14 protein-coding genes and 1 tRNA gene are annotated in these 13,556 nt (G+C 36.9%); 14 read left to right on the plus strand and 1 reads right to left on the minus strand.

Features of this window, described 5'->3' with window-relative positions:
• Window positions 1–6 precede the first annotated feature (6 nt).
• The 6 genes from AC4BC4_RS05805 (at window position 7) to upp (ending at window position 5,622) form a co-directional block, all read left to right on the plus strand.
• Window positions 7–600, plus strand: coding sequence for a thymidine kinase (locus AC4BC4_RS05805; protein WP_438756408.1), 594 nt, complete (start codon window positions 7–9; stop codon window positions 598–600).
• 59 nt (window positions 601–659) lie between these two features.
• The gene (gene prfA / locus AC4BC4_RS05810) at window positions 660–1,733 is read left to right on the plus strand and encodes a peptide chain release factor 1 (protein WP_490477068.1); all 1,074 of its coding nucleotides are present in this window, start codon (window positions 660–662) and stop codon (window positions 1,731–1,733) included.
• Entirely contained in the window at window positions 1,726–2,577 is an 852-nt protein-coding gene (gene prmC / locus AC4BC4_RS05815; RefSeq protein WP_490477069.1) for a peptide chain release factor N(5)-glutamine methyltransferase, read from the plus strand. Before prfA ends, prmC begins: the two co-directional genes overlap by 8 nt.
• Window positions 2,578–2,581: 4 nt before the next feature.
• Window positions 2,582–3,619, plus strand: a complete 1,038-nt coding sequence (locus AC4BC4_RS05820; protein ID WP_490477070.1) for an L-threonylcarbamoyladenylate synthase — start codon at window positions 2,582–2,584, stop codon at window positions 3,617–3,619.
• Window positions 3,620–3,674: 55 nt separating this feature from the next.
• Window positions 3,675–4,913, plus strand: coding sequence for a serine hydroxymethyltransferase (gene glyA / locus AC4BC4_RS05825; protein WP_438756405.1), 1,239 nt, complete (start codon window positions 3,675–3,677; stop codon window positions 4,911–4,913).
• Window positions 4,914–4,992: 79 nt separating this feature from the next.
• A complete protein-coding gene (upp, locus tag AC4BC4_RS05830; protein ID WP_438756404.1) occupies window positions 4,993–5,622 on the plus strand; it encodes a uracil phosphoribosyltransferase in 630 nt (209 codons plus the stop codon).
• 168 nt (window positions 5,623–5,790) lie between these two features.
• Here the strand turns inward: upp and AC4BC4_RS05835 are convergent, their stop codons facing one another.
• On the minus strand, window positions 5,791–6,027 hold the full coding sequence (locus AC4BC4_RS05835) for a hypothetical protein (RefSeq protein ID WP_438756403.1): 237 nt from the start codon (window positions 6,025–6,027) through the stop codon (window positions 5,791–5,793).
• 138 nt (window positions 6,028–6,165) lie between these two features.
• On the opposite strand from AC4BC4_RS05835, the gene AC4BC4_RS05840 reads away from it, so the two are divergent.
• The 8 genes from AC4BC4_RS05840 (at window position 6,166) to AC4BC4_RS05875 (ending at window position 13,550) form a co-directional block, all read left to right on the plus strand.
• Window positions 6,166–6,238 (plus strand) — tRNA-Thr (locus AC4BC4_RS05840).
• 439 nt (window positions 6,239–6,677) lie between these two features.
• Window positions 6,678–6,869, plus strand: a complete 192-nt coding sequence (locus AC4BC4_RS05845; protein WP_490477071.1) for a hypothetical protein — start codon at window positions 6,678–6,680, stop codon at window positions 6,867–6,869.
• A 210-nt stretch (window positions 6,870–7,079) separates the two neighbouring features.
• Entirely contained in the window at window positions 7,080–7,637 is a 558-nt protein-coding gene (locus AC4BC4_RS05850) for a phage major tail protein, TP901-1 family (protein ID WP_490477072.1), read from the plus strand.
• 88 nt (window positions 7,638–7,725) lie between these two features.
• A complete protein-coding gene (locus AC4BC4_RS05855) occupies window positions 7,726–8,133 on the plus strand; it encodes a tail assembly chaperone (RefSeq protein ID WP_490477073.1) in 408 nt (135 codons plus the stop codon).
• 53 nt (window positions 8,134–8,186) lie between these two features.
• A complete protein-coding gene (locus tag AC4BC4_RS05860) occupies window positions 8,187–8,492 on the plus strand; it encodes a hypothetical protein (protein WP_490477074.1) in 306 nt (101 codons plus the stop codon).
• A complete protein-coding gene (locus AC4BC4_RS05865) occupies window positions 8,492–11,419 on the plus strand; it encodes a coiled-coil domain-containing protein (RefSeq protein ID WP_490477075.1) in 2,928 nt (975 codons plus the stop codon). Before AC4BC4_RS05860 ends, AC4BC4_RS05865 begins: the two co-directional genes overlap by 1 nt.
• Complete coding sequence (locus AC4BC4_RS05870; protein ID WP_490477076.1) at window positions 11,419–12,138, plus strand: hypothetical protein; 720 nt, start codon at window positions 11,419–11,421, stop codon at window positions 12,136–12,138. The genes AC4BC4_RS05865 and AC4BC4_RS05870 overlap by 1 nt, the downstream gene beginning before the upstream one ends.
• Window positions 12,138–13,550: a phage tail protein gene (locus AC4BC4_RS05875; RefSeq protein WP_490477077.1), complete on the plus strand. Its 1,413-nt coding sequence runs from the start codon at window positions 12,138–12,140 to the stop codon at window positions 13,548–13,550. Before AC4BC4_RS05870 ends, AC4BC4_RS05875 begins: the two co-directional genes overlap by 1 nt.
• The last annotated feature ends 6 nt before the right edge of the window (window positions 13,551–13,556 follow it).

Genomic DNA, 13,556 nt, shown 5'->3' on the forward strand with positions numbered 1-13,556 from the left:
GGAGTAATGGCACAATTATTTTTTAAATACGGCGCAATGAATAGTGGAAAAACCATTGAAATATTAAAAGTAGCGCACAATTATGAAGAACAAGATAAACCAGTTGTCATTATGACAAGTGGACTTGATACTAGAGATGGCGTAGGTGTTGTTTCAAGCCGTATCGGCCTTAGAAGAGAAGCTATTCCTATTTTTAAAGAAACGAATGTTTATGAGTTGATCCAAAAGCTGGATTATAAGCCTTATTGTATCTTAGTTGATGAGTCACAGTTTTTAGAAAAAAAACATGTAATTGATTTTGCACGAATCGTAGATGAACTGGCTATTCCTGTTATGGCGTTTGGCTTGAAGAATGATTTTCGTAATGAATTATTTGAAGGCTCAAAATACTTGATGTTATATGCAGACAAACTAGAAGAACTAAAAACAATCTGCTGGTTCTGTCATAAGAAAGCTACGATGAACCTACATTATATCGATGGTCAACCTGTTTATGAAGGAACACAAGTTCAAATTGGCGGGAATGAAGCATATTATCCAGTGTGTCGGAATCACTATTTTCATCCGCCAATTGATGGTGAACAAGTAAAAAATAATTAACTCAGTAAAAAAAATGAAAAATAAAAGACAGATACTTAATTAAAAAGGAGCAACTAACTATGTACGATCAGTTACAATCAATCGAAGATCGCTATGAAGAGTTGGGCGAATTATTAAGCGACCCAGAAGTCATCAGCGATACGAAACGTTTTATGCAATTATCTAAAGAAGAAGCAAATACCCGTGAAACAGTGGATGTTTATCGCCGTTACAAACAAGTGATTGAAGGCATCAGCGACACGGAAGAATTATTAGGTGAAAAGTTAGATGCAGAAATGGCTGAAATGGCTAAAGAAGAACTTTCAGAATTAAAGAAAGAAAAAGAAATTTTAGAAGAACGGATCAAAATTTTACTGTTGCCTACAGATCCCAATGACGACAAAAATATTATTATGGAAATCCGTGGTGCAGCTGGCGGTGACGAAGCGGCTTTATTCGCTGGTGATCTGTTTGGAATGTACCAAAAATATGCAGAATCCCAAGGTTGGAAAACAGATGTGATGGAAGCGAACATCACTGGGATAGGCGGCTACAAAGAAGTGATCATGATGATCTCAGGAGACAATGTCTTCTCTAAATTAAAATATGAGAGCGGTGCGCACCGAGTTCAACGTGTTCCTTCAACGGAATCTCAAGGACGTATCCATACATCAACAGCAACTGTTGTGGTTTTGCCAGAAGCGGAAGAAGTAGAATTAGACCTTGCAGATAAAGACATTCGTACGGATATTTACCATGCAAGTGGTGCTGGTGGTCAACACGTCAATAAGACAGCGTCTGCTGTTCGTTTGACGCATATTCCAACGGGGATTGCAGTGGCAATGCAAGATGAACGTTCTCAAATCAAAAACCGTGAAAAGGCGATGAAAATTTTACGCGCCAGAGTATACGATCAAATGCAGCAAGAAGCGCAAAGCGAATATGATGCGAACCGCAAATCGGCTGTTGGTACAGGAGATCGTTCTGAGCGAATCCGTACCTATAACTTCCCGCAAAACCGTGTGACAGACCACCGTATTGGTTTAACGATTCAAAAGCTAGATCAAATTTTAGCTGGAAAATTAGATGAAATCGTTGATGCATTAGTCTTATACGATCAAACATCAAAATTAGAAGAGATGCAAAATGGGTAACCGTTATTTTGAAGTCCTTGAACGGGCTTCTTCTTTTTTAGATAAACAAGGGAAAGAAGGCTATAGTATCCTCTTTGTTTTTTTAGAGAGAAAAGGCTGGAGCAAAACGGATTGGCTACTTCATCTGAAAGAAGAAATATCATCAGAAGACGAGCAACAAATCAATGATGATCTAAGAAGACTTGTTCAAAATTATCCACCCCACTATTTATTAGGTTATAGCGATTTTTATGGTCATCGTTTTCAGGTCAATGAACACACGCTGATTCCTAGACCTGAAACGGAAGAATTAGTCGATCTTTGCTTGAAAGAAAATTCAACGGAATCGTTGACTGTTGTTGATGTGGGAACTGGAACGGGTGCAATTGCGATTAGCCTAAAATTAGACCGACCAAACTGGCAAGTAACAGCAATCGATATTTCGGAGGAAGCTTTGCAAGTTGCCGAAACAAATGCGGATCATTTAAAGGCAGATGTTCGTTTTATTTATGGAGATGTTCTGAAACCAATGAAGGGGCAAAAAATCGATATCTTGATTTCTAATCCTCCTTATATCAGTAATACTGAATGGAATTTGATGGATGAAAGTGTGCGGACTTTTGAGCCGAAAACAGCATTATTTGCAGAAAATGAAGGATTAGCGATTTATCAGCGATTAGCTGAAGAAGCGAAAGAACTGCTAAATCCAAATGGGAAAATTTATTTAGAGATCGGTTTTCAGCAAGGTGAAGCTGTCAAAAAACTTTTTCAGCAAACATTTCCACAAAAACAAGTACAAGTTGCCAAAGACTTAGCGGGAAATGATCGAATGGTGATCATTTCTTCTAAAAAGAAGGAGGCATAGGAAATTGGAGACAAAACAATTTACAGCGGATAAAATCACCCAAGCGGCAGAGCTGATTCGTAAGGGAGAACTGATTGCTTTTCCAACGGAAACGGTTTACGGACTTGGCGCAAATGCATTGGATGAACATGCCGTAAAACAAGTTTATACAGTGAAAGGGCGCCCTAGTGATAATCCGCTGATTGTCCATGTAAGTGATTTTGAGATGGTCAAAGATTATGTGACGGATATTCCTGAAAAGACCGAAAAGTTAGTGGATACCTTTTGGCCAGGTCCTTTGACGCTGATTTTTAATGTGAATGCAAATGCATTTTCCAATACCGTGACTGGCGGTTTGAGAACGGTCGCTTTTCGGATGCCTAATAATGAGAAGACATTGGAATTGATCAAAACAGCTAAGCTGCCCTTAGTAGGACCCAGCGCAAATACTTCTGGAAAGCCCAGTCCAACAACAGCGAAACATGTATATCATGATCTGCATGGAAAAATCGCGGGTATTCTAGATGATGGTCCAACTCAAATCGGCGTAGAATCAACAGTTTTAGATTTAACGGCGGCAGATGGAATTCCAGTGATTTTAAGACCAGGTGCCGTTACTCAAGAACAACTGGAACAAGTTGTCGGGAAGGTAAGGGTCGATCAGCACTTAATTAGCGAAAAAGAAGCCCCTAAAGCACCTGGAATGAAATATAAACATTATTCCCCAGAAGTTCCTGTTTGGATCATAGAGGGAGATCAACAGGTATTTAGACAGGCTATTGAATGGGCTAAAAATAAAAATCAACGGATCGGTTTGTTTGCAGACGAGCAAGTGATCGACATGTTTTCAAATGAAGTAGAGGCAGTTTTTTCTTTTGGTGAACATTCAGTTGAGCAAGCAACTAAATTGTTATTTGCGGGCCTTCGAAGTTTAGATGAACAACCTATTGATGTGATTTTTGCGCAAGCTTTCCCAGAATCTGATTTAGGGATCGCTTACATGAATCGACTGAAAAAAGCAGCAAATCAAAAAAGTTTGAAAATTGATTCGATTTTTGAGTAGAGAGCATTTAAGTATGATACAATCGGTACAAACAAATGAAATGGAGGCTTGTTTAATGGATTATAAAACATTTGATCCTGATTTATGGGATGCAATTGCAAAAGAAAATGACCGTCAAGAAAATAACTTGGAGCTGATTGCATCAGAGAACGTTGTTTCTAAAGGTGTGATGGCAGCGCAAGGTAGTATTCTTACAAATAAGTATGCGGAAGGATATCCTGGCAAACGTTATTATGGTGGTTGCGAGTTTATCGATATCGTTGAAGATCTTGCAATCGATCGTGCCAAAGAATTATTTGGAGCTAAATTTGCAAATGTTCAGCCGCATTCAGGCTCACAAGCGAATACAGCAGCTTATCTTTCGTTGATCGAACCAGGTGATACTGTTTTAGGGATGGATTTGTCTGCGGGAGGACATTTAACTCATGGGTCACCAGTGAACTTTAGTGGGAAAACCTATCATTTTGTAAGTTACGGCGTTGATCCAACGACAGAAGTGATTGACTATAATGTCGTTCGTATTTTAGCGCGTGAACATCAACCAAAATTGATCGTAGCAGGTGCCAGTGCGTATTCTCGAACGATCGACTTTGAAAAATTCCGTGAAATTGCAGATGAAGTTGGCGCAAAACTAATGGTAGACATGGCGCATATTGCAGGTCTTGTAGCAGCTGGTTTGCATCCAAATCCAGTGCCATATGCAGATATCACGACCTCAACAACCCACAAAACATTACGTGGCCCTCGTGGCGGACTTATTTTAACAAATGATGAAGCGCTAGCGAAAAAAATCAATAGCAATATATTCCCTGGTATTCAGGGTGGACCATTAGAACACGTGATCGCAGGGAAAGCCGTTGCCTTTAAAGAAGCATTAGATATTAGTTTTAAAGAATACAGTGAACAAGTGATCGAAAATGCTAAAGCAATGACGAAAGTGTTCAATCAAACACCAGAAGCTCGTTTAGTAAGTGGATCAACGGATAACCATTTACTGTTGATCGATGTCAGTGGCTTTGGATTGAACGGAAAAGAAGCTGAAGCGATTTTAGACAGTGTAAATATCACTGCTAATAAAAATTCAATTCCGTTTGAACAACTTAGTCCGTTTAAGACAAGTGGTATTCGTATCGGAACACCTGCAATCACAACTAGAGGATTCAAAGAGAATGATTGTGTGGAAGTGGCTAAATTGATCGTCAAAGTCCTAAATGATCATGAAAATGAGACAACTCTTTCTGAAGTTCGCGCCTCTGTTAGTGAGCTGACAAAAAAATATCCGCTTTATAAATAAAAGTTTCGAGTGATTGACTAGTCAATCGCTCGATTTTGTTTTACAATAGGAAGGAATAAATTATTGAAGGAGAATGAGCATGGGAAAATTCCAAGTTATTGATCATCCACTGATCCAACACAAATTAACAATCATAAGAGATAAGGATTGTGGAACAAAGGTTTTTCGTGAAGTCGTTAATGAGATTGCAATGCTTATGGCATATGAAGTTTCAAGAGACATGCCTTTAGAAGATGTTGTTATCGAGACACCGATCTGCAAAACAACACAAAAAACATTATCTGGTAAAAAGGTCGCAATTGTGCCGATTTTACGTGCAGGTATTGGAATGGTAGATGGTATTTTGGAATTGATTCCAGCAGCTAAAGTTGGACATATCGGTTTATACCGTGATCATGATACATTAGAACCAGTTGAATACTTTGTAAAAATGCCAGAAGACATCGATGCTCGTCAATTATTTGTTGTTGATCCGATGTTAGCAACAGGTGGATCAGCGATTATGGCGATCGATGCATTAAAAGCTCGTGGTGGAAGCAATATTAAATTTGTTTGTTTAGTTGCAGCCCCAGAAGGTGTGAAGGCTTTACAAGAAGCGCATCCAGATATCGATATTTATACTGCAGCATTAGATGAATATCTAGATAAAAATGGCTATATCGTTCCAGGTCTAGGCGACGCTGGTGATCGTTTGTTTGGAACAAAATAAGTAATAATTTAAAATAGAGAATTAGATAGCAGCACTTACTCCAGAGAAAATGAGTAAACGCTGCTATCTCCATTTATTAATATCTATTCATGAGAAAAAGTGAGTTTTTTTGTTTGTAACCTATTTTTATAAATAAAAAATCCATCCAATAATAATGGATGGAAGAATCTATACTTTTTCTAGTTTTTTGTAATTGATGACAATGACACCATTACTTTTGACCATTAAATCAGTGTTAGTAGAGTTTTCATCAATTTCCACAACTGCGGAATTATTTAATTGTTTCGTGATAATCCCAGTTTGTGTTTGACCATGCATCAAGAAAGTGACCTGAGTATCAACAGTGAATAAATCTCCTTCAGCAGAAGGTTCAACAGGACGATTAAAGTTACCGAAATTAGACATTAAAAAACTTCCTTTCTTAACTTCTTTTACTATTATACCACAAATGAAGAAAAATTTCAGAAAACTAATTCTATTTAAAAAAACAACTGTTTTTGACTTTACAAAAGGTAGGTTTAGTTTTATAATTTTTGTTGTATTGCCAGCTTAGCTCAGTCGGTAGAGCAACGCACTCGTAACGCGTAGGTCGTAGGTTCGATTCCTACAGCTGGCATAAAGAATAAGCTCAAGACCTTTCAAACAAAGGTTTTGAGTTTTTTTGTAAATAAATTTGACAAAATGAAGTTGAGGCAAAAGCGTTTAACTCCTCTTATTTAAGAAGGTGTTGCTTCTGCTCCCACCGTTTATTCGGACTCCTTAAGGCTAGGACATAACTCTACGAGTTATATTCTAGCCTTATTTTTTTATTAAGAAAATCAATAAAAAGGTTGCTAGATAGAATAATGAAAGAATCTTGGGAGGATATTGAACGGTGAGTCTTTACAAAATAAATTATTATTGGTGCATAGCAATTACAAAGATTAACCTGCAAAAAGGAGTGGATTAAAATCACAAAATATCAAGAATATAAATACACAGATGCTGATGTGGACAAAATCATCAAACAAAAGCATAATCGTTGGCGGAAAAAAAGAAAAACTGAAATCAATTGTTTGGAGCAGAAAAAAAAATCTCTTTCTTCTTATAAAGAAGCGGCAATTATTTTTTTAGCGAAAGATTTACCTTTTGATATAGAGGCTATCGAATGTTTTGTTGACAAAAATGTAGACATAACTCAAAAAAATGCATATGCGATTGTAAAGGTTGTCTCGTTAATTCAAAAAGAAGAGAAGAAAACAAGTTAATCTTACTAGAAAAACTATATTTCTATAAACGATTAATCAAAATAACTATAGATAATAGCTACATAAAAATTAATGATTATAAAATATTTCTGTCCAAGCGTTGAAGACATAAAAAGCTATGGAAACGTGCAAGCATTTATCACGTAAAAAGATCTGGAAAAAGCAATTATGATCCATCAAAAATAGTGAACAAAGAGGAGAGAAACAATTATGGAAAAAGCAATTCATGGTAAAAATGTCAAATTAATGTTTCGTTTATTAAAGGAACGTGCACACAAAAAAGCGGGGTTACTAGCTTTAGAAATGAGTCATACGTATAACCGCGAAACAAACGTAGAAACACAAGCGACCAAAGATGGAAGTGTAGCTACTGGCGGCAGTATCGAATCAAATATCGAAATGGAATTTCTAAAAACAAATACAGATGTTTTTAGCATGCTGGAATATGCTTATGAAAATGGTGAAGAGATCGAAGTATGGCGAATTTTCTTTGATAATCCAGTTGAAGGTGCACAGCGGAAATATAAAGCACAATACGGTACTGGTATTTTAGGAAACTTTCCTGATGCAGCAGAAGCAGAAAGTAATGCATCTGTTTCAACTATGCTAAATCTAAACGGTTTATTAGTAAACGGTGAAGCAACAGTAGATGCTGAAAATGATGAATTAGCTAAAGCATTCTTCTACGATACTGTGGTAGATGCCAAACCAGAAGAACCAAAAGCAATTTACGAACCACAAACAGCACCAACAGCGCCAGTTGAATAAACAGTGACCTAATCAAACATAACGATGTAGAGGCGAAACTTGTTCTGTTTTGTCTCTCATTGTTTAAAAACATATTGGAGGAATAATCATGGCTAAAAAAACAATCAAAGCAGTAGTAACGATCAAAAACGAAAAGTATCCTTTAATTTTTGGTTTCAAATTCTTAAATGAAATCAATGCGCTACCGAAAGATTCAGAACAAGTAGATAATTTAACTCTTTTGATTGGCGGATTAATTGATGGTGATCCTAATGCGCTAAAAGAGGTCTTAATTGCAAGTTTAAGTACTTATGATGACCTAGAAGAACGTGACATAATTCATTACTTAGAAACGTCAGATGAGGTTGAATCATTATTTGAAAATTTTATCGAGTTCTTAACATCGGCGCCATTATTGAAAAAACGGACACTGAAGATCAAAGCTACGATCGAGCAAATGATGAAAACAGTCGAAGCGCAAGCCAAAGCCGGTTTGGAGCAAGCTATGACGAAATAGTTCTTAGCTGTTTTCGTTACTTTTCAGAAATCACATTAAAAGAAATCGAGCGAATGACTCCTTGGGAATATTCACTTAGAACAAAGGCATATCTGTTGAACGAAAACGAAAAAGAGAGAAGAGTTTACGCGACAGCTTTTGCGAATCGCTTATTTAAGGCGGAAAAGAAAGGTCGTTTCACGATAAAAGATGTAAAAAGTATTTATGACTATGAAAAAAATGAGCAGCGAATTCTAGCGGATTTTAAGCAAAAAAGTATTCAAAAACAGGAAGATACTGAGGATTTGTATGAAATGCGTAACCGTCTTTTACGAGCAAAAGAAATCGTGGCAAAAAAGAACCAGGAAGGAGGTAAATAATGGAAGAAATAGATGTTAAAAAAACAAGACTTCAAATGGATGATGAGGATTTTATCAAAAGACTTAGTAGTGCACAAAGTCTTTTGGAGTCATTTGGAAGTACGATACAAAGTATTGGTCAATTTAGCGCTCAGTTAGGAAATGATTTAGGGTTGATTACCAGCTCCATGGACTTGTTAGTAGTTTCAAGTGGTTTAGCTGTGACTGCATTTAAGGATTTCCAAAAGTCTAGTGAAGCATTCACGACTATTAAAAATAGGGTAGAAGATTTAAATGTAAGTATTGGTCAGAATCTTAATAACAAACTTACAACCGCAAAGGCAGTTGCTTCTGACTTTTTTTCAACGTTAGGTTCGACAGCTTCAACAGCAATGACTAATTTTAAATCAGCAATCGAAACATCAGGCGGGGTTATTCCTCTTTTTAAAGATCACATTAGTAATATGGCTACAGGCACGATGGAATCATTAAAAGGCATAGGTCAGTCTGCTTCAATTGGAATGAACGGGTTCAAACTTTCAGTTGCTAACGCAGGTGGAATCGTTCCTTTTTTTCAAACTCAAGTTGCTAGTATGGCATCAGGAGCAATGGCAGCAATTCAGGCATTTAGCGCGTTTTTACTAGCCAACCCTATTGGAGTTGGGCTGGCTTTGATTATTGCCGCAGTTGTAGCAATGTCCGCAGCTTGGAAATCTAATTTTAATAATATCCAAGGATTTGTATCCTCTGCATTTGGCATAATCAAAGGATCGGTCACAAGTTTGGCCCCAGTTTTTAACCAGCTAATGTCTGTTTTAAAACCAGTTGGCGCTTTTTTAATTGAAACTTTAGTAGTAGCTGCCGCGGCAGTCGTTGATGCGTTCAGATTTTTAGTAGTAACAGTTATGTCTGTTGTTAATGGATTTATGACGTTGTTAACGCTAGGAAAAAGTGTTTGGAAACTTTTAACGGGTGATTTCAAAGGTGCTGATGAGGAATTTAGTAAAGTAAAAAGTAGTGTTAGCGGTATTGTGGATGATTTCAAAAAATTGGGAGAAAATTCGGCTGTAAAAGGTGTATTAACAGAGTCTACAAAGGAACTTGGCAAAGAGGCGTCAATAACGGGTGAGAAAGTTAAAGAAATGGGCGAAGCCTATAAAACGAGCTTAGACGAAGCAGGAACCAGAATTGACAGCTTAAAATCTAAATACTCCGAAGTTGGACAAGCTGCAATTACAGCGTTCTCGAGTGAAGGAATGGAGCAATCGACTGCTCGTTTTGAAGCTGCAGAACTAATTATGGGACGCCACGCTGAAAGCATGAAATCAATGAAGGAAAAAGTTGGAGAAGAACTAGCAAAAACAGATGAACTTTCAGGTGAGAAACAAATAGCAGCCCAAAGCAATGCCTATTCAATGATGATTACTCAAGCCAGTGTTGGTTCCAGTGAAATGTTGACTATCGCAAATGCGAATAAAGAAATGTTACTCAACAATAAAACCTTAGAAGGTCAAGAACTATCTGAAGAACAACGAAAAACATTACAAGATCAAAATAACGCTGTTCGTGAAGGATTAATGGAGCAACAACAATTACTCATAGAAGCCAGTCAAAAGAAATTAGAATTAGGGCAACAATTAAGTGAAACCGAATTACAAGCAACTATAAGTGCGACACAAGCTCTTTATCAAAATAGAAAAGAGCAAATGGTCACAAATGAAGAGGAAATGGCCGCGTTAAAACAACAAATCGATGAAACATCTGATGAAGTACAAAAAGCTAATTTGAATCAGCAGCTTACAGCTTTGTCATTTCACAATGAACAAGCAAAAGAACAACAAACTCAAGCTGGTGTTGACATGTTAACCATGCTGCAACAAAATGAACAGCTAAAAGCTGAAACAGTTTCTAATGGTCTAAAAGGGATGGGCGAAATGACGGGTCAAGAATTAGCGAATATTGTAAGTAAATATGGTGAATCAAACAATAGTGTCAACGATCAAATGACTGTCCTTGCTGGGATTTTACAAAGTAGAGGACTTGAAGCTAGTGATAGTCTTGTAACTGCTTTACAAAGTGGTGATTTAACCCAGATTGGTGCACAATTAAGTCAAAATGCAATTGCCGGAATCAGCAGTCTGCCAGATGAATTATTTTCACAAGGTGATATTGGGAAAAACAAGTTGATCGAAGGCTTAAAGGCTGGGGAGCTTGATGCCAATGAAGTAGGTGCTTTATTGATCAGTTCAATGAATACAGGTTCGACTTCTAAAATAGGAGAAGTGCAAACTGCAAATAGAGCGCTCTCAAAAGCTGGAACAGATGCGTTAAAGCAAGAAGATGCTCAATATAAAGCAACTGGATCAGGAAATTCAGGCGCTTATGTAGTAGGTGTTAGACAAGAAGTTGACAATGCAGGAAATGCAGGACTAACACTAGCAACAGCAGCACGAAGCCAAGCAGGTTCATTAAATTTCAATTCAGTGGGCTCAAATATGGCAGCAGGTATTGCAGTTGGTATTAGTGCCGGTCAAGAAGCAGCTGTCGAAGCAATGCGCCAATTGGTAACGGCTGTAAATGAAGAAGCAAAGAAAAAAGCCATAATCAAATCACCTTCAAGACTATTTAGAGATACAGTTGGTAAATTTATCGCACAAGGCGTAGCAGTCGGGATCGAAGAAGATACAGATGTTGCGGTAGCAAGTGCCAGAAACATGGTTAATGAAATTCAAAATGCAGTATCAGATACGAATGCCAATACACCTACTGCAACGGTAAAAGTAGAACATGATGTCCAAAACAGCATGGTAAACCAAATACATGAAATGATTGAAACCATTAAAAATATGAAAGTTGTCTTAGAAAGTGGTGCCTTAGTAGGTGGAATCGGTAATCAAATGGATGGCTTTTTAGGAAATCAAGCAGGCTTTGCAGGGAGGTATCGTTAATGGCAATTGAAATAAATGAATATATCGAAATGGGGCGCTTCAATAGTAAAGAAGCGGGTTATTATGTTTTAGAACACGATGCTCCAAGTCCCGATGAACAAGAAATAATTGAAAGTATTCCTTTTATGCAGGGTGTGTACGATTTTTCAATGTTGTTAGGAGAAAAAGTTTTTGATAATCGAAAACTCACTGTGAAATTATATCGGCCACTGACTATCTATGAAGAACGTAAACGTTTAGAACAAGAAGCCAAGGAGCAATTGATGTTAAATGAAATCTCAGCGATTACTGATTCATGGCTGGATGGTTGTCACTGGTTAGGAAAATGTACAAGTGTGATTGCGGATGATGATCAAAGTCGAAATGCACTGCTTTTAACCTTAGTTTTCGATTGTTACCCATTTGCTTTAAAAAATGCAGCGGGCTACACTGACGAATTTGATGTTGATTATTTTGTTGACGGAGTGGATCAATGGACTGGATTTTTTGTGAAAGGTCAACGAACTATTCTATTGATCAATGAAGGCGTAAATGCAACGAGTCCAATCATTACTGCCACAGGGAAAATGCAATTGATCACAGATGATGGTGAATCTTTGGATATCCAAAAAGGACAAAATCAAGATTTATTCTTCAAATTAAAAAGAGGAGAAAATCTCCTCAAAATTATTGGGAATGGTCACATTCGTTTTATTACTGAAACAGAGGTGATGGTGTAATGTACCGTGTAACGCTTTTTAAAAATGCTCAAGATAAAAAAGGAACAGTGATACATGAGCCAGCCAATTACGGAAGCAAGGTGAACTCTGGAAACCTTGAATTATCATTGGAAGGGCTAGGTATCAGTACATTTGAATTTTCAATCAATGTCAATAGTCCTGTTTATAGAAAAGCCGAACCAATCGTTAATTTACTGACCATTTCTGATCGAAATGGACAACTATTCAAAGGCAGAGTTGCTAAAATATCTAATACGATGAACGGCGAAGGTCATTTTATCGAAAAAATACTGTGTGAAGATCAAAAAGCATTTCTATACGATAGTACTCAGAAATATATGAAAAGCACGATCATGTCAGTTAGCCAATTTTTAGGTAAATTATTGAATGAGCATAATAATCAAGTAGAAAATCACAAAAAAATCTATTTAGGAACAGTAACTGTGACAGAGTCTGAAAAAGTATATAGAGGTTCAGATTATGGGAAAACTGCTGATATCATTAAAAATCAATTACTGGATCGTTTGGGAGGCTATTTAGTTCTCAGAGAAAAAAATGATCAGTTGTATTTGGATTATTTGGCAGAGTATGGATCAACTTCTAACACTCCATTACAAATCTCCCGTAATCTAAAAAGTGCTAGCCGTGAAATTGATATCTCCGAATTAGCAACGAGAATCGTACCTACAGGCAAAGATCTGGAAGTCGATAATACAACTGATTCACAAACGAATCAATTTCGTCCTAAAACTACCATTGAGACTGTCAATAATGGTAAAAATTTTTTAGAAGATGCATCACTTGTTAAAAAATTTGGTGTGATTCAATCAATCATCGATTTTCCTAATATAAATGATAAAAATACATTAAAACGTAGAGGACAGGAATATTTGAATAACCAACGTTTGATGCTGATCACTTGGAGTGCAGAAGTGATCGAACTCGGTTTATTAGACAAGCGCTATGAAATCATCAAATTGGGGAATTCGTATCCAGTATCCAATCCTTATTTATACGAAAAAGAAACATTACAAGTAATCGAGAAAAAAATCGATATTTTGAATCCGCAAAAAATCAGATTAACGATTGGTAGCGGGAAAAAGACGTTTTCGCAATACCAATTGGAGTATAAAGGAATGCAGCAAACATTAGAAACAGTCAAAACAACTATTGGAGCCAGTAATCGAACAATCGACGGATTGAAAGTACAAGCACAACAGTTAGAGGAACAAACAGCAGTGATACCAAGATTTGAACAATCACTAAGCGAACAAAAACAAGAATTGAAAGAACAAACAAATATACTTGTCGAACAAAATGTGCTGATTCAAACGCAAGAAATAAAATTAACAGAGCAACAAACTAAAATAGAAGAACTTTTTACATTAATAAAAGAATTACAGAAAAAGTAGGTGAAT

The organism is Enterococcus sp. AMC1086 (assembly GCF_058216575.1).

What these genes read in the sequence shown, in the direction of transcription:
- AC4BC4_RS05855 (WP_490477073.1), top strand. Translation starts at nt 7,726, where the DNA reads ATGGCTAAAAAAACAATCAAAGCAGTAGTAACGATCAAAAACGAAAAG.
- AC4BC4_RS05805 (WP_438756408.1), top strand. Translation starts at nt 7, where the DNA reads ATGGCACAATTATTTTTTAAATACGGCGCAATGAATAGTGGAAAAACC.
- AC4BC4_RS05860 (WP_490477074.1), top strand. Translation starts at nt 8,187, where the DNA reads ATGACTCCTTGGGAATATTCACTTAGAACAAAGGCATATCTGTTGAAC.
- prfA (WP_490477068.1), top strand. Translation starts at nt 660, where the DNA reads ATGTACGATCAGTTACAATCAATCGAAGATCGCTATGAAGAGTTGGGC.
- AC4BC4_RS05875 (WP_490477077.1), top strand. Translation starts at nt 12,138, where the DNA reads ATGTACCGTGTAACGCTTTTTAAAAATGCTCAAGATAAAAAAGGAACA.
- AC4BC4_RS05835 (WP_438756403.1), bottom strand. Translation starts at nt 6,027, where the DNA reads ATGTCTAATTTCGGTAACTTTAATCGTCCTGTTGAACCTTCTGCTGAA.
- AC4BC4_RS05850 (WP_490477072.1), top strand. Translation starts at nt 7,080, where the DNA reads ATGGAAAAAGCAATTCATGGTAAAAATGTCAAATTAATGTTTCGTTTA.
- AC4BC4_RS05870 (WP_490477076.1), top strand. Translation starts at nt 11,419, where the DNA reads ATGGCAATTGAAATAAATGAATATATCGAAATGGGGCGCTTCAATAGT.
- upp (WP_438756404.1), top strand. Translation starts at nt 4,993, where the DNA reads ATGGGAAAATTCCAAGTTATTGATCATCCACTGATCCAACACAAATTA.
- AC4BC4_RS05865 (WP_490477075.1), top strand. Translation starts at nt 8,492, where the DNA reads ATGGAAGAAATAGATGTTAAAAAAACAAGACTTCAAATGGATGATGAG.
- glyA (WP_438756405.1), top strand. Translation starts at nt 3,675, where the DNA reads ATGGATTATAAAACATTTGATCCTGATTTATGGGATGCAATTGCAAAA.
- prmC (WP_490477069.1), top strand. Translation starts at nt 1,726, where the DNA reads ATGGGTAACCGTTATTTTGAAGTCCTTGAACGGGCTTCTTCTTTTTTA.